General features: G+C 39.6%; 17 protein-coding genes and 1 pseudogene. 8 read left to right on the top strand and 10 right to left on the bottom strand.

All coding sequences use genetic code 11. From position 1 onward, the window contains the following. Positions 1–9: 9 nt before the first annotated feature. The 6 genes from H8S90_RS15955 to H8S90_RS15930 form a co-directional block, all read right to left on the bottom strand. Entirely contained in the window at positions 10–732 is a 723-nt protein-coding gene (locus H8S90_RS15955) for an NDP-sugar synthase (RefSeq protein ID WP_187338847.1), read from the bottom strand. A 96-nt stretch (positions 733–828) separates the two neighbouring features. Next, positions 829–2,154, bottom strand: coding sequence for an inositol-3-phosphate synthase (locus H8S90_RS15950; RefSeq protein ID WP_187338846.1), 1,326 nt, complete (start codon positions 2,152–2,154; stop codon positions 829–831). Between the two features lie 400 nt (positions 2,155–2,554). Then, positions 2,555–3,661 carry a galactose oxidase gene (locus tag H8S90_RS15945; protein WP_187338845.1) on the bottom strand — a complete coding sequence of 369 codons (1,107 nt, stop codon included), beginning with the start codon at positions 3,659–3,661 and terminating at the stop codon, positions 2,555–2,557. A gap of 24 nt (positions 3,662–3,685) precedes the next feature. Further along, positions 3,686–4,612, bottom strand: a complete 927-nt coding sequence (locus H8S90_RS15940; protein ID WP_187338844.1) for a dihydrodipicolinate synthase family protein — start codon at positions 4,610–4,612, stop codon at positions 3,686–3,688. A gap of 272 nt (positions 4,613–4,884) precedes the next feature. Further along, positions 4,885–5,610, bottom strand: coding sequence for a FadR/GntR family transcriptional regulator (locus H8S90_RS15935; protein WP_187338843.1), 726 nt, complete (start codon positions 5,608–5,610; stop codon positions 4,885–4,887). Positions 5,611–5,946: 336 nt separating this feature from the next. After that, on the bottom strand, positions 5,947–6,666 hold the full coding sequence (locus H8S90_RS15930) for a hypothetical protein (protein WP_187338842.1): 720 nt from the start codon (positions 6,664–6,666) through the stop codon (positions 5,947–5,949). A gap of 281 nt (positions 6,667–6,947) precedes the next feature. Between H8S90_RS15930 and H8S90_RS15925 the strand changes: the two genes are divergently transcribed. Continuing rightward, positions 6,948–7,472, top strand: coding sequence for a DUF4168 domain-containing protein (locus H8S90_RS15925; protein WP_187338841.1), 525 nt, complete (start codon positions 6,948–6,950; stop codon positions 7,470–7,472). A 125-nt stretch (positions 7,473–7,597) separates the two neighbouring features. Beyond that, a pseudogene (locus H8S90_RS15920) lies at positions 7,598–9,121 on the top strand (IS1182 family transposase); the annotation flags it as partial. Between the two features lie 560 nt (positions 9,122–9,681). Here the strand turns inward: H8S90_RS15920 and H8S90_RS15915 are convergent. Next, a complete protein-coding gene (locus H8S90_RS15915) occupies positions 9,682–12,042 on the bottom strand; it encodes a mechanosensitive ion channel family protein (protein ID WP_187338840.1) in 2,361 nt (786 codons plus the stop codon). Positions 12,043–13,206: 1,164 nt separating this feature from the next. Here H8S90_RS15915 and H8S90_RS15910 point away from each other — a divergent pair. Together H8S90_RS15910 and H8S90_RS15905 are read left to right on the top strand one after the other, a co-directional pair. Continuing rightward, positions 13,207–15,729, top strand: a complete 2,523-nt coding sequence (locus tag H8S90_RS15910) for a family 20 glycosylhydrolase (RefSeq protein ID WP_187338839.1) — start codon at positions 13,207–13,209, stop codon at positions 15,727–15,729. Between the two features lie 121 nt (positions 15,730–15,850). After that, a complete protein-coding gene (locus tag H8S90_RS15905) occupies positions 15,851–16,144 on the top strand; it encodes a hypothetical protein (protein ID WP_187338838.1) in 294 nt (97 codons plus the stop codon). Between the two features lie 2 nt (positions 16,145–16,146). Here the strand turns inward: H8S90_RS15905 and H8S90_RS15900 are convergent, their stop codons facing one another. Continuing rightward, the gene (locus H8S90_RS15900) at positions 16,147–16,836 is read right to left on the bottom strand and encodes an arylesterase (protein ID WP_187338837.1); all 690 of its coding nucleotides are present in this window, start codon (positions 16,834–16,836) and stop codon (positions 16,147–16,149) included. A gap of 40 nt (positions 16,837–16,876) precedes the next feature. On the opposite strand from H8S90_RS15900, the gene H8S90_RS15895 reads away from it, so the two are divergent. Together H8S90_RS15895 and H8S90_RS15890 are read left to right on the top strand one after the other, a co-directional pair. Further along, positions 16,877–17,545 (top strand): ABC transporter ATP-binding protein, encoded by a 669-nt coding sequence (locus tag H8S90_RS15895; RefSeq protein ID WP_370525703.1) that lies wholly within the window; start codon positions 16,877–16,879, stop codon positions 17,543–17,545. A 20-nt stretch (positions 17,546–17,565) separates the two neighbouring features. After that, a complete protein-coding gene (locus tag H8S90_RS15890; protein WP_187338835.1) occupies positions 17,566–20,076 on the top strand; it encodes an ABC transporter permease in 2,511 nt (836 codons plus the stop codon). Between the two features lie 11 nt (positions 20,077–20,087). Here H8S90_RS15890 and H8S90_RS15885 read toward each other — a convergent pair whose 3' ends face one another. Together H8S90_RS15885 and H8S90_RS15880 are read right to left on the bottom strand one after the other, a co-directional pair. Then, positions 20,088–20,486: a (deoxy)nucleoside triphosphate pyrophosphohydrolase gene (locus tag H8S90_RS15885; RefSeq protein ID WP_187338834.1), complete on the bottom strand. Its 399-nt coding sequence runs from the start codon at positions 20,484–20,486 to the stop codon at positions 20,088–20,090. Between the two features lie 42 nt (positions 20,487–20,528). Continuing rightward, complete coding sequence (locus H8S90_RS15880; RefSeq protein ID WP_255501626.1) at positions 20,529–20,930, bottom strand: helix-turn-helix domain-containing protein; 402 nt, start codon at positions 20,928–20,930, stop codon at positions 20,529–20,531. An 82-nt stretch (positions 20,931–21,012) separates the two neighbouring features. On the opposite strand from H8S90_RS15880, the gene H8S90_RS15875 reads away from it, so the two are divergent. Both H8S90_RS15875 and H8S90_RS15870 read left to right on the top strand, forming a co-directional pair. Further along, complete coding sequence (locus tag H8S90_RS15875) at positions 21,013–21,198, top strand: hypothetical protein (protein ID WP_187338833.1); 186 nt, start codon at positions 21,013–21,015, stop codon at positions 21,196–21,198. Positions 21,199–21,221: 23 nt separating this feature from the next. Next, positions 21,222–21,824: a short chain dehydrogenase gene (locus H8S90_RS15870; RefSeq protein ID WP_187338832.1), complete on the top strand. Its 603-nt coding sequence runs from the start codon at positions 21,222–21,224 to the stop codon at positions 21,822–21,824. Positions 21,825–21,835: the final 11 nt, after the last annotated feature.

The following is a 21,835-nucleotide window of genomic DNA, read 5'->3' as shown; positions in this document are numbered from 1 at the left end:
GTTGTTTGGTTAAGACATTTTCAACTCATTCAGCCATGCTTCAGCCGTATGCAGGTCGGTCAGATGATCAATGTCTATTATTTTTTCAAATGTAAATGCTTCAACCTTTAGCTGTTCTTCTAACAATAGCCGCTGATAATTACGCATACGCTCTATATTACTGGCGATAGCTTTTTCAACACAAAGCAATGCTCTTTTACGCAATGCATAAACCCCTCCGGAAACCAAGATATTTTCACTTCCCTCTTGATTTTGCTTATCAGTAAAAGCAGTAATTTCCCCTTTATGGTTTATTTGCACATAAAGTGGGCTTTCATCTTCTACAAATGGTGTAACGGCCATTAATGCATCTAAATCTTGACGCTCGTTAAAAAATTTCAAATATGCGGCAAAATCCTCTTTTTTAAAAATAGTGTCTACTGTAGTGACACAAAGTTCGTCAAACGAGGGGATTTCTTTTAGCAGTTCATGAAAACTATGCAAGGAGCTCGCTGTTGTCTTTTTAATAATTCGTATACGCCTCTCGGAACAAAAACTGTACAGGTAATCGGCTAATGCTTCTGAGTCTTCATTTATAATGATATTAACGGCATTTGCACCATAGCTATCAAATATATCCATTAATCTTTCGATCAAGGTCTCCCCTTGAAGCCTCGCCAAGGGTTTTGGAAAAGGATAGCCACTTTTAGCCAAACGCGACCCCTCCCCCGCAGCTATTATTGCAAAATCCATTATTTCTTATAAAATTATTAAACCGCACAAATCTAGAAAAAAAAGATGAAGGTACACCTGTGTTGGTATGCCTTAAACATAATCATGTTTGTTTTTTCACAAACTATCCACTAATTCTTGATAGTAATCAAGGCCTAAATGTGTAATCAGATCTTCGCCCATAATATGTCTCAACGTGTTCTGCAATTTGATCAGCTGCTTAAAGATGTCGTGCTCCGCCTTTAATCCGGGAGCTGTTTGCGGAGATTTTAAGTAAAACGACAACCACTCCTGGATACCCGACATACCGGCACGGTGAGCTAAGTCTAAAAACAAAGCTAAATCTAACACAATAGGTGCTGCCAATATAGAATCTCTACAAAGAAAATTGATTTTTATCTGCATAGGATATCCCAGCCAGCCAAATATATCGATGTTATCCCAGCTCTCTTTATTGTCGCCATGTGGCGGATAATAATTAATTCTGACCTTATGGTATAGATCACCATACAGTTCTGGATTAATTTCAGGATTTAATATCTCTTCCAACACGCTCAATTTGGACACTTCCTTTGTTTTAAAATTTTCGGGATCATCCAGTACCAAACCGTCTCTATTTCCTAAGATATTGGAAGAAAACCATCCTTTTACACCTAATGCACGAGCCTGCAAACCGGGTGCAAGAATAGTTTTCATTAGGGTTTGTCCCGTTTTAAAATCCTTGCCAGCAATTGGCACCTCCATGAGTTGTGCTAATTCAATCATCGCCGGGATATCACAAGTTAAATTTGGTGCTCCATTGGCAAATGGCACATGCGACTTGATAGCAGCATACGCATAAAGCATACTAGGAGAAATACGTTGGTCGTTATTGTCCAAAGCCAGTTCAAAAGCATCTAACGTTTGAAAAATATCGCAGTCGTCAATATATTTCTCCGTTGAACCGCACCATATCATCACCAAACGGCTACAGTCATTATGTAACTTAAATTCTTCAATATCTGCTAAGAGTGCATCAGCCAACTCCCGACGGTGTGTCTGTTCCTTCACGTGCACGCCATCTAAATTCTTAACAAAATTCTTATCGAACACCGCCTTCATAGGTTTAATTGCCTCCAGCTCATCTTTCACTGCATGCAACAACAAAGGTTCCAACACCTTAGCGTTAGTTGCAGCTTCAAAAACATTATCTTTATAAATATCCCATCCTCCAAAAACAACATCTTTCAGGCCAGCCAACGGCACGAAATCCTTAATCAATGGATACCGATTTTCTGTTCGTTTCCCCAAACGAATATTACCCATCTGAGTAAGCGATCCGACAGGCTTTGACAAGCCTTTATTAATAGCTGCAACACCTGCAATGAAGGTCGTAGCAACAGCTCCCAAACCAGGAATCAATATACCCAGTTTGCCTTCGGATGGTTTAATAGTATACGCCATGTTTTGATAATGAGAATTTAGAATGAATAATAGTTGCTGCGGTTAATTGAATATTGATACCACTTAACAACGTGTTAACAGAACAAATTACCGATTAAATCAACATTTAAGCAAGTAATAACTTTATAAAAAGGGTCAAAAAGTCAAAAATAGAGTATTTTGACATAAAATAAACAATAGCTTGTATTCATTAATACTTACGAAAAGCATTTACCTTACACAAGAATACGCATTACTTCTGTTTAACAACAAAAAGAGATCAGTTACAAAAGTCAGCTAAAGTTTGATCATTTAAAACCAATAAGGCACACTCCCTTATTAGTCTGCATTTTTTATGATGGGATTCGTGCACCGATATGGCATCATTAATTAAGAAAAACATTGCTTTAACTTCCTTTCCCTATTGTAAAGGCACCTTTATTGGACATGCCACTATTACTCCCGGAGTACGTTCGCCGGGCTGGGTTTCTCCATTTGGAATTACTATATTACCCCTCCACAACACAGCTGTAGTTGTAACCGGGAAACTTGAATTTGAAGCTGTAGATATCGTGTCGACGCTGCTCCAGGCATCTGTGACTGTATTGTATGCCAAGACTTGGTTAGAAAAGCCCGGATGTACGCTTCCTAATGATTCCGTATTTGTGGCCAACGCTCCATCGTCGCCGCCGAAAACAAGCAGAAGACTTTCTCCTGCAGGATAGGCAGGACCAGGAGCCGCTGCAACCGGTACCGGCGAAGAAGCTCTTCGTTCCCAACCTTTTGTAGGTATGTAACGGTAAGTATCCTGTAGATAAGTTCGTTGTATTTCTCCTACTGCATTTTTTTTAAGTGAAACCCCACTGAATACATAAAAAGCGCCGTCTCGGGCACCGGCAACAGCCAGCATACGACCTACTCCGGGTAGCGGATCTAAGGTTTTCCATTTCAATTCGTTACCGGGGGCCTTTAAATCCAATACATATAAATCGTTTACTGCCTCAAACACATCCGGCCCTACTGTGCCTCCGCATACATACAATTTATCACCAAGCAATGCACCACAGGCGTTGGCTAAAGGTTTTGGTAGATCTGGTAAAGTTTTTTCTTCAATTATACCCTTTTTATAACGAAGTAAAAAAACATTAGCCGAATGCACTTGTTCATTACCACCACCTATACAAATTAGTGCTCCATCATAATCCACAGAAACTCCATATCCCAGTGGCCGTTCAAGCTTACCAACCTTCTTCCATTTGCCGGTAGGTCCTTCCAACACGTAGATCTTTTGGTGCCACTTTTTTGCACCTCCCCCAGTAATTCCTCCGTCTGGAAAGTTTGCACCACCGGCCAATAGCAGACAATTATTCGATACACCAGCAAAGGCGCCCGCAAAGCCATGCTTATCTGGAACGGCTGGTAATTCCGACCACTGAAAATAGTTACGGCTAGATTTCTCCTGTGCTAATAAATTCATCCCTCCAACGATGAGCATAAATATTAGTGTATAAGGTTTTAGGTACCGCATATTCTTCAACTTATTGGTTTCCGTTTAAATTCGAAGACCTGTTTTTAGTAAATGAAAAAAACCTAGGTTGTCTAACTCATTCTTCAGTGTTTCTTTTTGTTCGTCTCTTAACCCCTGAAGTGGCAATCGACACCCCCCCATATCTAAATCAAACATCTGCATAATAGCTTTCTGTGCAGGTATTGGCGAATACTTAACAAATGCACGTATCATCTGTACTAGATGATATTGCAATTCCTGGGCTTTCTCCAATTGCCCGTACTTATAAAGATCCATCATTCTCAAATAAAGAGGCGCAGCAAAATTATATGTGCTACCAACAGCTCCTTTAGCTCCCAATGCCAATGCAGGCAACAGCATTTCATCGTAACCAAACAGCATGTCGTACTTCCCCCCTTTATAGTTCAAGCATGCTTGATATTCATATAGCGTAGAAGCGGTATATTTTATACCAGCTAGATTAGGAATTTTCTCTTCTGCCAATTCCAAAAATTTGACCATATCCATTCCTACGCCAGTTAGCGTGGGGATATGATAATAATAAAAAGGAAGTGTAGGTGCTGCATTCGCTATTTGGGCCATGCAATCCACTAAATTTTGTGTATCCACGGGCCTAAAATAGAAGGCTGCAACGGCGGAAATAGCATCTGCACCGATCTGCTCAGCATGTATTGCGAGCTCCCTTGCTTCAGCGATAGCGCTATGACCTACGTGCACAAAAACCTTCAATTTATTTTTTGCTGCATTAACGTATCTTTCGGCAACCAACATCCGTTCTGCTAAGGTTAAATTTGGCCCTTCACCATTTGTTCCACAAACAAAAACACCCTTCAAGCCATCTCTATATAATTTATCGACAAGGCTAGGAATATCTGAAAGTTTTAGACTTCCTTTGCTGTCAAAATTAGAGAATGTTGCGGCAACTAAGCCTTCCATTTTTTCTATCTTCATATGTGTGCTATAAAATTTAGTGAGACGTTAGTGATATCCAGCTGGGTTTCACCATCGAATTCACAGTGTAATGCATAAACCCGAAAATATGCTGTGCTGCGTAACACACCTTTTGCTTTTCGGTATAGCGAATTAATTAACCATAAAATAGAAAAGTATTTCTTCATTCAGTTATATAAATATTGGTTAATATTGTAGTTATGTACTACATAACAAAGGTAAACACAATTTCAAGAAATACAAGGATATAGGCTTATATTTTTCAATACGTTCTACAATGAATTGTTTTTAATATGCGCCAACCAAGCGAAGTGAGGTTCTAAATGAATCCGCATGCCTTTTCTAAAATCATCGACCGTACCATTAATTAAAAGCTGTACCAAATCTGCATGAGACACACCTCCGGGTTTATAATGGTTTGCTTCAAATGCAACAACATAATCAAACAGCGGCAACAACATATTTTGAAATCGCTTTAAAGTGTCGTTGTTTGTCATAGCATATAGCTTGCCATGGAAAGCTATTTCCGTCTTAATCCTAAATTTCTCACTGGTGGACTTTTCTTTTGCAACTATTCGTTTTAACTCATCAATATCTTTCTCCGTCTTGTACATAAATAACATATCCGCCAAGCCCATTTCCAACACCAGTCGTAAGCCGAATATATCATATAGAATACTATCGCCCATAATCAATGGGTCGAGCACCTTTTCAAAGGAACCCAAAATATCTGGTTCTGCCAATACCATTCCTCTTTTCTTCTTTGTTTCGATGAGTCCCAGTGCTTTTAGCCGACTAAGTGCTTCGCGAACAATATTGCGACTAACCCCCAAAGAAGCAGCTATCTCTAACTCTTTTGGCAACAGATCTCCCGGTTTAAAAGCCTTTTTCTTAAAATATTCTCTTAATTTGAGTTCGACCTGATCAGCCATGGTTATATTGGTCAGTTTGGGTAGGTCAAAATTCAGACCTCTAGCATTTGTTTTTGAGTTGTCCATGTTGCAAGATGCAAATTTTAACAAACATTATGTAGAACAAAAGAATTTTCTTTACCTATTTCTTTGCTTTAATCGCCAAATGGTTATACCTAAAATAGCATAGATCCTGAAGTATCCTCAACAGAACGCCTTATCACGTGTATCTATACCTTCCAAGCACTGCTGAAAAACAACGTTCCTTAGTTGTGAAGAAAATTCAAATCATCAAGAAAATTCGAAACGTCTTCATATTTCCAAAAGATTTATTGAAAATCGGCCAACACTTTCACTCAGACGCTTCTAAGTAGGGTTAAAAAATTTTTATTATTATAATGTACACAGCGCCATTTTATATGATTAGGCCACCTTATTATGAACTTGAGAAGAGCTGCTTTGTTGAAATCTGTTCTTTTTCCTAAAAATGTGTTTATTTTTAGGAAAAACATAGATAAGAGCAAATAAATGAGTAATACCGAACTCCAATATTTCTGCATTTTTCCCTGAAGGGATAAAGGATATCGAAATAAACAATACTAAACAAGCTATTATTTGATACGTACGTGGTAAAGGTATTCCAGCATAATCAATAAACTGTTGCCACTTTGGTTTTTTATGATATAGCCATGGCAGCAAGATAAGATAAAAAGCTAGGCATACTATAATCAGTTGGGAAAAAACAATTTTATTGATTTTTTGGCCTCCAACTACTAAATTATGTAAGTTAGTTTCTTGCTGTGCATTATTTTCAAGAAAAAAAGCCGAGCTCTCAACATTAAAAACTCGTTGTCCCCAACTAATCTCTTCCCCAATCACAAATGCCGCAAACAACACAGATAATGAAATTATTATGACAAATAGTTTACTACGTATAAAACGCAGGTTTTTTATATAAGTTATACCAACAACTATTATAACAAATAATGGCACTAAAGTAAGGTTTTCTATTATCCCATCTTCCACGGCATAAATTTCTTCAAACCAATCTACACTGATATTAGCTCCAATAACACCTACCGCTACACCAATAAAAGCAAATGTAACTACAGCTATTTCTAAGCTATTTAGCTTATCACTCATGATTTCAGTACTAAAAATAAGATAACTAATTTTTAATTACAGGAAACGGCAAATTCGTTTTCTGTTGGTATAACAAAATACACACGGATCAAAACTAAATATTAGACTATAAAAATAAAATAGTCAGTAAAACAAATGACATTCATATTAAATTAATGATTTTTCAGTCAGGAGAATCCAACATAAATCGAGTATTCGTGTTCGAAACACAATAAATCAGCATATATACGTTTAATAAGTTTAATAGAATAAGTTATTTGAAAACCACAAAAATTTAGAAAATGAGTATTTTAAAAAATAAAGGTGTGCTGGCAGTTGCCATAGCATTTTTTGCAGTCTCTACCAGCAGCAGCTTAACATTTGCGCAGGACACTCCTGCACCTCAAGAGCAAATGCCTGCACAAGCACCTATAAAGGAAGATTTTAAGAAAGAAGAACTACAATCGTTTGTTAAAGCCAACCAAAAAGTTGTTGCTATACAAAGGGCTAGTGAGGAGGAAATGATAAAAGTAGTTAAAGACGAAGGATTCACCGTTGAACGATTCAATGAAATTGCCGAATCTCAGCAAAACCCAGATAAAAAGGTAGAAGCTGACGAAAAAGAGCTGGCTTCCTTCAATAGCGCAGCCCAAAAAATTACGGGTATGAGTCAACAAGTTGATAGTCAAATGCAAGAGAGCATTAAACAAGAGGGGCTCGATATAGAGACCTATCAACAAATCATCATAGCCTATCAGAGTAGCGATAAAGTAAAACAGGAGATAGACGAGTTGCTTCCTAAACAAGAGGAAAATCAACAACAATAAAACTATTTGTGAAAAGGAGCTGTCTAAAAAGCCCTATTAATAGAAGATCCCCGATACTGAAAAAGTGTCGGGGATTTTTATTTTTTGTCCTAAAAAACAGTTATTTTTAGGTGCACCCAAACAATATGGCAAACATACTATTCAAAGCATTACCGTCCAACAGTCCGAGCCTGTTTCCGGAAGATATTTTTGCAAAGATCCCAGAGAACCACCCGGTACGTCTGGTAAATGCAGTGGTTGACAGACTGAACATCGACCACATCATAGGACAGTACAAAGGTGGCGGCACGAGCAGTTTCCATCCGCGTATGATGATCAAAGTGCTGTTCTATGCCTATCTGGGCAACATCTATTCGTGCCGCAGGATAGAAAAGGCCTTACAGGAGAATATCTATTTCATGTGGCTTTCGGGCCACAGTGCACCGGATTACCGAACGATCAACCACTTCCGTGGCAAAAGACTTAAAGTGCATATCCATTCCCTTTTTGCCGATGTTGTCCGTTTGCTTGCCGAACTGGGCTATGTAAGCCTAAAGGTCCAGTACATAGACGGTACAAAGATTGAATCGGCGGCAGGCCGTTACACTTTTGTATGGAAAGGTTCGGTGGAAAAGAACAAAGCAAAACTGGAAAATAAAATACAGTCGGTCCTCTCGGACATTGAATCACAGATAAAACAGGACCAATCGGAACTGGGCAGGGATGAAACACCCAAACCTATTAAGAGCAATGAGCTCAGGGACAGACTTTCTTTACTGAACGAAAAGCTCAAAGCAACAGCAAAACCTACCCAAAAACAGCTTAAAAAGCTGCGGGAAGAACATCTTCCAAGGCTGGAAAAGTACGAAAAGCAACTGGCTACACTGGGGGAAAGGAACAGTTACAGCAAAACCGATGAAGATGCCACCTTCATGCGGCTGAAAGATGACCACATGCAGAACGGGCAGCTCAAACCGGCCTACAACACGCAGATCAGTACGGAAGAACAGTTCATCACCCACTACAGTATCCACCAGACAAGCACCGATACCACCACATTGGAAGACCATCTTGATAGCTTCGAAGATCAATATAACAGGCAGAGCGATATGGTGGTGGCCGATGCCGGTTACGGAAGTGAAGAGAACTATGAAATGCTGGAATCAAAGAACATAGAAGGTTACGTGAAATATAATTACTTCCACAAAGAGCAGAAACGCAACCAGAGGAACAATCCTTTTCTATTACAGAACCTGTATTATCATAAAGAGCAGGACTTCTATGTGTGCCCGATGGGACAGAAGATGGAGTTTGCCGGTAAGGGAATACGCAAAAGCACCAATGGATATAGTTCCCGGGTGAGCTATTACAGGGCCGAACGCTGTGAAGGCTGCCCGCTTCGGGGGCAGTGCCATAAAGCGCAGGGAAACAGGATCATCGAAGTCAACCACCGGTTGAACGAACTGAAGACCAGGGCACGCGAACGTCTAACATCGGAAACAGGAAAGTACCACCGGAGTAAACGCCCCATAGAAGTGGAGGCGGTCTTCGGACAGATGAAAAGCAACAACAGATTCAACAGGTTAACCATGAGGGGGCTTGAAAAGGTCGATATTGAGTTCGCCCTGATGTGTATAGGGCATAACCTGAGAAAATGGTCGAAAAAGCTCCTGAAAACAACTTCGTCAGGCCCAAACAACGAACCTAAATACAATAATCCCCTTATTTATGACCCCAAATGGATAAACTACTGCTATCAACCATTGGTCGCATAGAGTAACATCCTAAAACCGATAGACTCTACAGGTAGATACAAAACGAAAGAAGGCGCCCTTTTTAGACGCCTTCTTTTTTTATCTTACCCCTACCCGTTAATCCGGTTTTTCGAAAAAAATCACCTCATACCTTCCGTTTTTCCTGAGACACCGCCATTGTTCCAAATGTGTAAGTGACAAGCTGCTTATTTTTGCCAGGAACTTTGTAGACCAAGCTTATAGCTTACGACAAAAAATTATTTTATCTCGACAAGGAAGCAAACTAGCATTACGCCCGTCATGATAAATTATGCGCAGTGAAATAAAAAACACAGGACTTCAAACATTTATTATTGCAAAAAAAGGTCTTCAACCGGGGAGATTGAAGACCTTACTAACCAATTATAAACCTAAATTATGATGCCACAAAGATAGTGTACAAATCACACAATAACAATTTTTTTTTCACTTTTCCCCTAAGCACTCACTAAACAAATATCTTCTTTGGTACAACGCGTATATAATTTTTCAAGAAATTGGCTCCTAAAGAGTCTTTCATTATAAATATTTATAATCCAACAGGTAATCAACAAGTTAATAGTATCTGTTGTAAGGTCTTCGTATAAAATCTCCACTTCCATATTATCCATCGCGTAAGTTATTTCGCGCATCTCTTCCCTAATAATCGTTTTGATAGTTTCCATTGTTGCTTTCCGATCTACTTTAAGATTTATGCTCGTTTTGCTGTAAGATCGGCTTAAGGTCCAGTTAACCACTCTACCGGAGAGCAAATCTCCATTAGGAATGATCACTTCTGATCCTTCCTGGGTGAGTAGGGTACTGGCGCGAATACCTATTTGCTGCACCTTTCCTTTTTTGTCAGCTAATTCGATATAGTCGCCTACCCTAAATGGCCGCTCAAAGATTAAAATCACTCCCGAAACAAAATTATTAATGATATTCTGCAAACCCAGTCCCACACCCACGCTCAAAGCACCCACTATAATGGTTAATTTATCCAGACCAACCCCCAGGGTACTGATGGCAAACAAGAATCCCAAAATTATAATAACAAGCTTAAATAATGGTAATAGGTTCGCATGGTTTACCCCATTGGAATCATATTCCTGTATGCTGGGCTCCTTAAAGAACAGATTAATGTTTTTCTGAAGCCAGTTAGCTATCGCAAGAACAAGGACGCAAATAGTTAAATTTCCAAAGTTAAATTGGATGCTTCCAATTCGCCGCGGTGCATTCAAAAAGCCATCGATAAATTCTATCAGGGATTGCAATACTCTTAAGTTATTCGCAAGAACCACAATAAGTAATGCTAGGCATAGAAAGCGAAGCAGGCTATCCAAACTTTTCAATGTTCTACTCTCATTAAATCTCTTGAAAAAACCATTTATGAGTCGACTTTTTTGAAATTGTAACCTCAAAGCGTTCTTCATCATTTTTGAAAATTCAATCAAGCAAAAGGCTTGTAAAAGAATTACGGCGCCAGCTATACTCCAGTATCTGGAGTACTCCACATAACCGATGACATTCAATATAAAAGCAACGGTATTGGTTAACAAGAAAATCGAGAAAATACTGTTATTGATGTAGCCATGGGTTTCACGCTTTTTCAATCGACGTCTGCCAGCATAACTTAAATACAATGCAGAAAGATTTAACACAAGAGAGGCAATTCTTATGACGAAGCCTTCATTAACAAGTGAATTAATCGATACAACCAGAACATAAAAAAATATAATAGCAAACCACCAATTTCTTTGCTCTTTACTTAATGTTTTGTATAAAATAATGCTAAACAGCAAAACAATCAGCAACTGTGTCAACTGAAGAAGTATGCTCGGTGTTGATGCAGAAAATAAGGGAAGTAATGTAAAAAAGAAAATAAGTGTTTTGACAATAGCTATCCCAGGGTTATAAAAAGGTATTTTTATCTCACCTTTGTACCGGTAGTCATGTATGGTCTTGCCATTTTTGTATATCCAGTAAAAGAAGCCAATACTCAACAATATCAAAAAAACTCTACTTGTTCGTTCCGTCTGTTGCAAATACTTGTTTACTGCTTTTGTTTCAAGATAAGTGCTTTGTAAGCTTCCCATCATCCTATCTTTACTAAATGTTCTTGGCGTCGCCCAAATAGCATTCGCGCCCCTCCTATTCTGCACAGTACGCTGCTGTTTCGCGTCGTTGGCCAGCATTAACACCATATCGCTGGTAGCTTGCCAAACACTGTCAGACCTGCTGATCAAACGCTGGACAGAGTCGAGCTTTTGCCGCGCTTGCCATTCCGATCGTGTTACTTCCATATTTAAGCTAGCAAGCTCATTACGATAAACTGCCGCTATAGAATCATCTGCATAGCTAAAAAGACTATCTGTTGCTAATTGGTGGTAATCTCTAACGGCACTTGTTATACTACTCTGATAATTTTTTATGGTGTTTCTGAAGCCTTGTAACCTATTCAACCGCTCTTTTCCTGCTTCCGCGTAAATCCTAAAAGTATCTACAGCGGTACCATCTCCCAAACTATCCAATGTTTGGATAGTTTCTTTATTAGCCGATTCGTACCCCGATAGTTCTTTTGCTAAAAAGCTAACATTGATATTTGTAAGAAATTGAGGGTTTAGCTTCTTATAAGTTTCTTTTGCCGAATCTACTCGTAATGCAAATAAACTATCACTTCCTAATCCAGTGGAAAAAATTGTATCCTGGGCTGCATAGGTACTAAAACCCAATAAATTAAAAATCAATATCCAAAAAACCGACCTGATTTTTTCAATAAACTGTTGCTTGTAAGTCGCTCTCCACATGTATATTATCATTTGTCTTTCACCTATAAATAGACAAAGATATAACTCCCAATTCAGGATATGGTTTTACCGATTAAGAAAACTTCTCAAAATCAATGGACACTTTTGTTATTCCCTCATCCCAAATTGCCGTTCCTCCATAAGACGATCTGATGTGAGCGGTACATCAATCTGTTAAAAATCACTAACGTGCGCTAAATATATTAAACCAGTTTAAAATTTCCGCATCATCGATGGAATACACGGCCGTAATGAGGATGATCAAAAAAGCAAAAAGTATAAAAGCGGAATAGTCTGAATCCTGGTTTTTTTCAGTAAAAGAAATCCCACTTTTGACACGTCTTTTTATATGTTTTTGGTTATGGTTTATGCGTCGGTTATACATAAATGTAAGTTTATCTGTTTATTGTTTAATTTCTGACTTCCCACATAAAATTAACGCAAACCCTTTCTATATGCAATTACCAATACGAGGATGATAATTTTTTGTAAAATACTACCCAGAATATCACAGATTTTAATAGTTTAAAGATAAATTTCTACTTTAGTGGGACTTCATATTTTAATTCATTAATTAAGGCATTTCGAAAAAGTATGATAAAATCCAAATTTGGTTTTTTCAGTTTTATCTCGGTTCTGTTGCTCGTGTTGCTGCTTTTTATTATATATAATTTCCTTTTGTCTATTTTTTCAGGTACTCATGAAGATATACCCATTTTTGCATGGATTTCCTTCCCTCTAGCTGTTTACTGTGTTTATGGATAGGATACGGCGAGATGCGCACAAAAGCATTAAAAATAACGATTGAAAAAGATACAATATATATAAGAAGGTTCTATGGGTTAGGTAGTTCAAGCTATTTCAGTCTCAGTTATTTTGATGGCTACACTACCTCTATACTTACGTCAAGGGGGGGGAAGTTATGAGTACTTATATTTAAAAAAGGGCAGAAAAAAAGTAATAAAACTTTCTGAATTTTACCACAGCAATTATAAAGAAATCAAATCGTATATCATGCAGCATAGTCACAACCTAGGCTTCGAAGAGTTCAGTTTCAGGCAAGAGGTAAAAGAAATATTCTTATAGATCAATAAAACCTTTGCGATTATATAAAAAATATCCATAACTCTTGAAAATAAATATTTTAAACCGATATTTAGCCTAAAATTATTAAAAATGAAACGTTCCATACTTCTTGTAAGCTGTTTATTTTTGCTTTTTAGTGCTTGTTCTACCGTATCGAAACAAAATGCTACCAACGCACCCCTTCATTTAACCTGGCAAGTTACCAGCAATATCAATGATGAAGGGTCGCGGGGGCACTCCTCGCTAACGGTTACGAACACAGGCGAAACAGCGCTCCCGGCACAAGGTTGGCAATTATATTTCAATATCGGCAATTTAGCTATCGCTGACGATGATACGTCTCATGTACAAGTTGCCCAGATTAATGGTGATGCATTCAGGCTATTTCCCGATTCCCTTTTTAGAGGCCTGGCCAAAGGTGATTCGCTGACCATCCAGCTTGTTTCACGTAAAATCCGTAATCTCACGGACTTCCCTGCAGGCTTCTACCTTGTTCTTGACGAAGATACTACACAAGGGATCGACTTACCTTTCTTGTTAGATACGCCTAGCTATGTTAAGCAAGAGGAGGTGGGTCTGGCAGCATACATATTTGAACAGAATCAAAAAATCAACTCCATTGATAGTACGCATTTACCGTTGCTTTTTCCTACCCCAACATCGTATACAAAAAAAACGGGGAAATTCTCGATAAGCGATCAGACACCTATTTACTGCGATACGGCTTTTCTTCCTGAAGCAAATTATTTCGTAGATGAGTTGGAAGAAGTTCTTGGCAGTAAGCTTTTAATTAATCAAGAACTCACGGAAACCGGCATACACATTACAAAAAAGGAACTACCCAATACGGAAGCTTACGAGCTTGATGTTACCCCCGAAAAAATAACGATTGGCGCTACAGGCAACGCAGGAGTTTTCTATGCCCTCCAATCACTTAAAGTGTTACTACCACCCAATACCTGGCAGCAGGGCCAAAGGCAAATTGAGGTGCCCCAAGTTGCGATCAGAGATCAGCCCCGCTTTTCGCATCGTGCTTTTTTATTAGATGTAGCGCGAAACTTTCAATCCAAGGAGCAAGTATTCAAAGTATTGGACCTGATGGCACTCTATAAGCTTAATGTGTTCCATTTTCATATAGTGGAAGACGAAGGCTGGCGGTTAGCGATACCTGGGCTTCCGGAGCTTACCGCTGTTGGCGCCAATAGGGGGCACACTTATGACGAAAAAGATCATCTACTACCATCTTACGGGTCGGGAGCTACGGCTGGGAATTCTCCGGGAAGCGGTTATTATACCCGTGAAGATTATATTGAGATTCTCCGTTATGCAACGCAACGCCATATCAAGGTCATCACGGAGATTGAAACACCGGGGCATGCCCGGGCAGCCATAAAGGCAATGGGAGCCCGATATGAACGACTGGTAAAAGAAGGGAAACAGCAAGAAGCCGAGCAATATTTGCTACACGACAGCAGCGATCGCTCGGTATATCGGTCTGTACAGGGTTTTGATGATAATGTCATCAATGTGGCGTTGCCCTCCACGTATACCTTTCTAGAAAAAGTAACGGACGAACTTATTTCTATGTACGAGGAAGCAAAGGCACCACTTGAGAGCATTCACTTTGGTGGAGACGAAGTGCCTGAAGGCGTGTGGGAGAAATCGCCAGTTGTAAAAAAACTCATGGCCAGCCAACCTAACATTCAAACAAACGAAGACCTTTGGCATTATTTCTTCGACAAGCTGAACCAGATGCTCACTTCAAAAAAAATATATCTTTCTGGATGGGAAGAAATTGGTTTAACCAAAACAACGACAGCTGACGGAAATAAAAAAATGGTCGTAGAGCCGCGTTTTGCCAATAACAATTTCCATGTTGACGTATGGAATAACCTTTCCGGTAATGAAGATCTGGCTTATAAGCTGGCCAATGCCGGTTACCAAGTAGTATTAACCAATGTTACCAATATGTACCTTGATCTAGCCTATAACCCAAGCTTTTATGAGCTTGGGCAATATTGGGGTGGATACGTTGATATAGAGAAGCCTTTCCGTTTCATCCCTTACGATTATTATCGCAACCAAACAGAAGATGAGCGTGGGAACTCCTTGCCTCACGGGCATTTTGTGGGAAAAGAAAAGCTAACGGCGACCGGAAAAAAGAACATTGTTGGTTTACAAGCACCTTTGTGGAGCGAAAAAATTATCGATGCTGATCGTTTGGAATACTTACTTTTACCAAAAATATTAGGTTTAGCAGAACGCGCCTGGGCTCCGGATCCAGAATGGGCCAACACGACAGCAGGTAACGACGAAAGTTATCGGCAAGCTTGGTCGGTTTTTACCCACGCTGTTGGGACGCGTGAGTTGCCTAGACTTGACCACTATAAAGGCGGATTCAGTTATCGCATTCCAACACCGGGGGTCAAAAGAGCTGGGGAAATGGTTCAGGCGAATACGCAGTTCCCCGGATTAACAATACGTTATACCACAGATGGCTCTGAACCAACCATTAATAGTACTGTCTACACCGCCCCCATCCCCTTTCAAGAGTATTTAACCTTCCGGGTTTTCAATCAGCAAGGTAGAGGAAGTAGAAGCATTAGGCTTTAAAATACCAATCCCTCACAGACACCGTACATGCTGTGAGGGATTAAATTAAGCAGAAATTTAAATTAATCCTTTTCTTTGCAGAAAAATTTGTTTTTTTAGTTTCTTAAAAGTAAAACAATAAATGATTCACCAGACATATATATTTCCTGCCGTTAAAGTCGTCAGGAAATGTATTTACCTCTTAATAACTACACTAACATTGTGTGTATCATGTGAAGTAAGCGACATCACTCCTGATAGTTACTGGCCTCGGGCGGGGCAAGGCATTGAAGAGGTCGAAAGGTTTTGGGGCAGACCTGATGATACCGAAACTTTCTACGAAGACGGTTTATTTATCACGACCTACTATTATTATCAACGAGGTGCGTATATTGACTTCATTGATAACTATGTCGACTACGTGGGTAATCTCTAATGCTATTGTATAAGAAGTGGTTCCAATATCTTCCAAACATTTTCTGCTATAATTCTTTGTCCGGCAGCCGTAGGGTGGATACCGTCCTGTTGGTTAAGTTCGGTGTTACCTCCCACTCCATCCAATAAAAAAGGGATAAGCGTCATTTGGTATTCTTCTGCCAACCTTGGGAAAATCGCTTGAAATTCTTTTGCATAAGCTGTACCCATACTTGGTGGAACCATCATCCCTGCCAATAAAAGTTTACAATTGGGATTCGCCTCCTTTACTTTCCTGATAATACTTGCCAGATTTTGATAAGTTGTTTTTGTTTCAATGCCTCTTAGTCCATCATTTGCACCAAGTTCAAGCACAAAAATATCCACCGGTTGCTTTAGTAGCCAATCAATACGTTCATTTCCGCCGGCACTGGTCTCTCCACTGAGCCCCGCATTGGTCACCTCATAGGGCAACGCCAAGGAATCTATTTTCTCTTGAATGAGCGCAGGAAAGGCTTCTTCCTGACTATCCAGTCCATATCCTGCCGTAAGGCTATTGCCAAAAAACAGCATGTATTTTTGCTCTTCAGAAGGTTCTCGCATTTCCTTTTCACTTGTATCTTTTTGCCCGTCCTTACTGTTTTCATTACGGTTGTTGGTACAGGATACTGTAAGCAATGTAACAATTGATAATATAATAGATCTTAAGTGCATAATTAAGGCTAAATTAAGCAATTAATTTGACTACCTTCTCATTTATAGAACAATGCTCAGTGTAAAAAATATTTCAAAGATTTACCAAAGTGGTCTTAAAACCTTAACAGTGTTAGATAACATCAGTTTTGATGTTGCTCCTGGAGAAACTGCATCGATTGTTGGTCCTTCGGGGAGTGGAAAAACGACCTTGTTGGGACTTTGTGCGGGCCTTGACCGCTACGACAGTGGTAGTATTACTTTAAATGGGACATTGTTAGATAAACTGGATGAAGACGGGTTGGCAAAACTTCGAAACTTACATATTGGCTTTGTATTTCAAAATTTCCAATTACTACCTACTTTAACTGCACTCGAAAACGTGATGGTTCCGATGGAGCTACAGGGTGTTTCCAATGTTCAGAAACAAGGTTTAGAACTGCTCGATAAGGTTGGGTTGTCCAATCGTGCTGACCATTATCCCACCCAACTTTCGGGCGGTGAACAGCAACGTATTGCCTTAGCGAGGGCTTTTTCCAATAGGCCTAAAATTCTATTTGCTGATGAACCAACCGGAAACCTAGATACTGAAACCGGACAAAAAATTGAACAATTACTTTTTGAATTGAATAAAGATGCAGGTACTACATTAATATTGGTTACACACGACCTGGATCTAGCAGCTAAAACGGAACATGTTATCCGGTTAAAGGGAGGGGTATTAGTGTGAGTGGAAAATGGATAATCAAAATGGCTTGGCGTGATAGCCGCAAAAACCGTTCGAGGTTATTGTTTTTCATTTCTTCCATTGTATTAGGTATTGCCGCTTTGGTCGCTATTGCAGCTTTTGGCGACAACCTAAAGCAAGAAATCAACGATCAGGCAGCCAGTTTAATAGGAGCAGATTTGGAAGTAAGCAGCAATAAACCGCTAACTGGCCCCGCTCAAGAATTGATTGATTCTTTGATTACGCTCAGCGACGCACATGCCGAGGAACAGCAATTTGCCTCTATGGTACGTTTCACAAAAAACGGAGGTACCCGTTTAGTGCAAATAAGAACTTTGGCAGGAGCTTATCCTTTTTATGGGCAACTGGAAACTTTACCTACCCAAGCGGCCAATACCTTTCTAACGGACCAAAAAGTACTGATAGATAAAACATTACTATTGCAGTTTGAGGCGGAGGTGGGCGACTCTGTACAATTGGGTAATCTAACCTTTCAGATTGCGGGATCATTGCTTAGTGAGCCTGGTAAAACAGCCATATCCGGTTCTGTTTCACCCAGTGTTTTTATGCCATTAGCATTGCTTGAACAAACGGGACTTTCACAAAAAGGGAGCCGCATCAATTATAAATATTATTTCCGTTTTGCAACTAACTACAAAGTGGATGAGCTAATAGAAAGTCTAGATGAACGGCTGGAACAGTTGAACCTCCGTACTTCTACCATTGCTACTACCCAAGAAAATACAGGCAGGTCTTTTGCCGATCTCACAGATTTTCTTGGACTCGTTGGTTTCGTCGCTCTGATGCTCGGCTGCTTGGGCGTATCCAGTGCTATACATGTCTACGTTAAAGAGAAATTATTAAGTGTTGCCATTTTGCGCTGTTTAGGAGTGAGCTCCCTTCAAGCTTTCCTTATTTATCTGGTGCAGATTATAGGTATCGGGTTAATTGGGGCGATATTAGGTGCTCTCCTCGGCACGCTAGTGCAACAAACATTACCTATTGTGCTTCAAGATTTTTTACCGGTAAGGGTAGATAACGCGGTCTCTTGGCGGGCCATCCTTCAGGGCATCATCATTGGCCTTTGCATGGCCGTGCTTTTTGCCCTCATCCCATTAATTAGTGTGCGCCATGTTTCACCTCTACGCACCCTCAGGGTAGATGATGATGAAGTATCAGGCGCTTTTAACGATCGTATCAAATGGGCAATTTACCTGTTGATATTGTTGTTCATCGCCGGATTTGCCCGCTTCCAGCTAAATAGTTGGTACCAAACGCTCTCCTTTATAGTAGGCATTATAGTAGCCTTCGGTTTACTTTACGGAGTAGCCATCCTATTAATCAAAGGGTTAAGGCGGTATACCCCCACTTCCTGGCCATATGTTTGGCGACAAGGCTTCGCCAATTTATACCGCCCTAATAACCAAACGGTGATGCTTATGGTGGCCGTTGGGCTTGGTACAGCACTAATAGCCTCACTCTTTTTCACACAAGGGCTATTACTCAATCGGATCATGCTATCTACCTCAGGGACGCAGCCCAATATGGTATTATTTGATGTACAATCGGCACAGAAAGATCAAGTTACAGCACTTACACGTAAGTTAAAGCTTCCTATAATGCAAGAAGTGCCTGTGGTAACCATGCAATTAACCGCCATAAAAGGTTACACTGCGGCAGATCTACGTAAAGATAGCACCATCGATATATCTTCAAGGGCATTTGGTGGAGAGATTAGGTCTACCTACCGCAATAAATTAACCGACTCGGAGAAAATTACCAGCGGCCGCTGGACAGGTAAAGTATTGAATGGAGATACCGCTCGTATATCGCTAGATAAACGTTATGCCGAACGCCTTGGCGTAATTGTGGGAGATCATCTACAGTTCAACGTACAGGGCGTGTCTATACCTACAATAATAGGCAGCTTACGCGATGTTGATTGGAACAGGATGCAGACCAACTTTAGAGTTGTCTTTCCTCTTGGTGTGATTGATGATGCTCCACAGTTCCATGTGATTATGACGAAAGTACCAAATGACCAGGCCGCTGCATATTTTCAACAGGAGGTAGTAAAACAATTCCCAAATGTATCCATAATTGATCTCGGACTGGTATTGAGTGTGTTAGACACCATTTTAGATAAAATAGGCTTTGTCATCCAATTTATCGGAGCATTTAGTATCCTTACGGGTGTTGTAGTGCTAGTAGCTTCGGTAATGATAAGCAAATATCAGCGCATACGCGAAAATGTATTGCTCAGAACGATGGGAGCCAGTCGAAAACAGATTTTTGCCATTACAGCCTGTGAATATCTTTCACTTGGTCTGTTAGCCTCATTAACAGGCATTATACTAGCCTTAATTGCTAGTTTTTTACTGGCCACTTTCGTTTTTGAAGCATCGTTCAGGCCAAATTTGATGGTTATACTGATACTGCTATGTAGTGTATCCGGGCTAACCTTGGCGATTGGCCTTTTTAACAGTCGGTCTACGTTAAATCAACCGCCATTAGTTGTATTGAGGAAAGATTAAAACAATCTATATTAAAAACTACTATTTAGCAGGAATTGCACAATCGGTTGGTCTGCCCCCGCCCAATGAAGCGTTTTCAACGCTGACCTGGGTAACCATTTAGCATCTATATGTTCGGTAAGTTCAACTTTCCTTATAGAACTCACACATAAATAAGCTGCTAACGTAATCATAAAATCAGGATATTGATGATTTACGACCGCAATTTTACGATCAACACTAATCGCTAGCCCAAGCTCCTCATCAATTTCCCTTATCAGAGCATCTTCTTCCCGCTCGCCAGACTCCACTTTTCCCCCTGGGAACTCATATTTATGGCGGAGGTAGTCAAATTTATGTTCGCCTTTTTGTACACAAAGGATTTCGTCATTATGTACTATAACTGCTGCTACCACTTTGTAATGCTCCATAGGCCCGATTGCTGATTTATCATTTGTAGTTAAACAATGAGCTTATTTAAGCTTTATCAATTTACCTTTATTTTCTCCCAGTTCTCTACCCCATTTAGCGATAGTATCTATAGCAGGGATAAGTGTTTTTCCAAATTCAGAAAGCGAATATTCTACCCTAATAGGAGGTTTTTCTCCATATACTTCCCGAGTTACCAATCCGTCTCTTTCTAATGCCTTGAGTTGGATGCTCAACATTTTTTCTGTAATATCTGGTATATACTGTTTAATTTCCGTAAATCTAAGTTTGCCAGACTTCAAATACCACAGTACCACACACTTCCATTTTCCACCAATGAAGTCCATTGTAATATCCAGGGCACAATGATAGGTTTTATCATTTAACTTAAAAGCCACATTTTTACCATCAATAATCATCTTGACTTTTTTTTTTGCACCTGTCAAAATTGACAGTTATTGTAAAGGTAAAAAAGGCATCTTAACTTTACAACTATAAAAAGTATAGTCAAAACAAAAACGAGAACTTATGAAAATTAAGCTTTTAGGAAACACTGGTTTAAAAATAACCGAGCTTTTTAAGGACCTAGATCACCTAAGCAGCGAAACTTTAGGCTTCCCCTATGACTTTATTGATATTGGTTTAAGTCAGTATGTAAATGGCAATTATGCAAACGATCTGAGAGCAGAAGCAGCTTATCGATTAAACAATTAAAAAACTATCTTATAAAAAATAGCATGAAAATACTAATCATTGGTGGTAACGGTACTATTGGAAAAAAAGTAACACAACGATTATCCGCCAACCATGAAGTCATTACGGCAGGAAGGTCCAGTGGAGATATTCAGGTTGACATCCGCTCAGAAGAATCAATCAAATATCTTTTTGATTCTATAAAAACTATTGATGCCTGTATCTGTACAGCTGCTTCGGGAACTATGGACAATTTCAAAACCCTAACACAAGCCAAATTGCATGAAAATATGCAAGGTAAATTATTCGGTCAGATGAACCTCGTTTTAATCGGTCAGCATTTCTTAAACGATGGAGGTTCTTTCACTTTAACATCGGGCATATTTGCCGATCATCCTGCAAAAGGGGTTACGGGTGGCGGCGTAATTAGTGGTGCATTACACAGTTTCATCTTATCAGCTGCTCTTGAGCTAGATAGAGGTTTAAGGGTAAATGCGGTAAGCCCGGGAATGGCGGAAGAATCCGCAAAAGATTTCGCATCATTTTTTCCCGATTTAACACCTATTCCTATGCAAAACATTGAAAAAGCCTACGTTAGGTGTATAGAAGAAAACATCAACGGTGAAATATTAAAGGTATACAAATAAACTCGGTTCAT

The sequence above is a fragment of the Olivibacter sp. SDN3 genome, from assembly GCF_014334135.1.
GTDB lineage: Bacteria > Bacteroidota > Bacteroidia > Sphingobacteriales > Sphingobacteriaceae > Olivibacter.
This window is presented reverse-complemented; position numbering and strand designations above follow the sequence as displayed.

Excerpts from the sequence above, each read along its gene's own strand:
- H8S90_RS15890 (WP_187338835.1), top strand. The coding sequence starts at position 17,566 with ATGGCTTGGCGTGATAGCCGCAAAAACCGTTCGAGGTTATTGTTTTTC.
- H8S90_RS15885 (WP_187338834.1), bottom strand. The coding sequence starts at position 20,486 with ATGGAGCATTACAAAGTGGTAGCAGCAGTTATAGTACATAATGACGAA.
- H8S90_RS15915 (WP_187338840.1), bottom strand. The coding sequence starts at position 12,042 with ATGATAATATACATGTGGAGAGCGACTTACAAGCAACAGTTTATTGAA.
- H8S90_RS15870 (WP_187338832.1), top strand. The coding sequence starts at position 21,222 with ATGAAAATACTAATCATTGGTGGTAACGGTACTATTGGAAAAAAAGTA.
- H8S90_RS15900 (WP_187338837.1), bottom strand. The coding sequence starts at position 16,836 with ATGCACTTAAGATCTATTATATTATCAATTGTTACATTGCTTACAGTA.
- H8S90_RS15875 (WP_187338833.1), top strand. The coding sequence starts at position 21,013 with ATGAAAATTAAGCTTTTAGGAAACACTGGTTTAAAAATAACCGAGCTT.
- H8S90_RS15950 (WP_187338846.1), bottom strand. The coding sequence starts at position 2,154 with ATGGCGTATACTATTAAACCATCCGAAGGCAAACTGGGTATATTGATT.
- H8S90_RS15935 (WP_187338843.1), bottom strand. The coding sequence starts at position 5,610 with ATGGACAACTCAAAAACAAATGCTAGAGGTCTGAATTTTGACCTACCC.
- H8S90_RS15955 (WP_187338847.1), bottom strand. The coding sequence starts at position 732 with ATGGATTTTGCAATAATAGCTGCGGGGGAGGGGTCGCGTTTGGCTAAA.
- H8S90_RS15940 (WP_187338844.1), bottom strand. The coding sequence starts at position 4,612 with ATGAAGATAGAAAAAATGGAAGGCTTAGTTGCCGCAACATTCTCTAAT.
- H8S90_RS15925 (WP_187338841.1), top strand. The coding sequence starts at position 6,948 with ATGAGTATTTTAAAAAATAAAGGTGTGCTGGCAGTTGCCATAGCATTT.
- H8S90_RS15905 (WP_187338838.1), top strand. The coding sequence starts at position 15,851 with ATGATTCACCAGACATATATATTTCCTGCCGTTAAAGTCGTCAGGAAA.
- H8S90_RS15910 (WP_187338839.1), top strand. The coding sequence starts at position 13,207 with ATGAAACGTTCCATACTTCTTGTAAGCTGTTTATTTTTGCTTTTTAGT.
- H8S90_RS15945 (WP_187338845.1), bottom strand. The coding sequence starts at position 3,661 with ATGCGGTACCTAAAACCTTATACACTAATATTTATGCTCATCGTTGGA.
- H8S90_RS15930 (WP_187338842.1), bottom strand. The coding sequence starts at position 6,666 with ATGAGTGATAAGCTAAATAGCTTAGAAATAGCTGTAGTTACATTTGCT.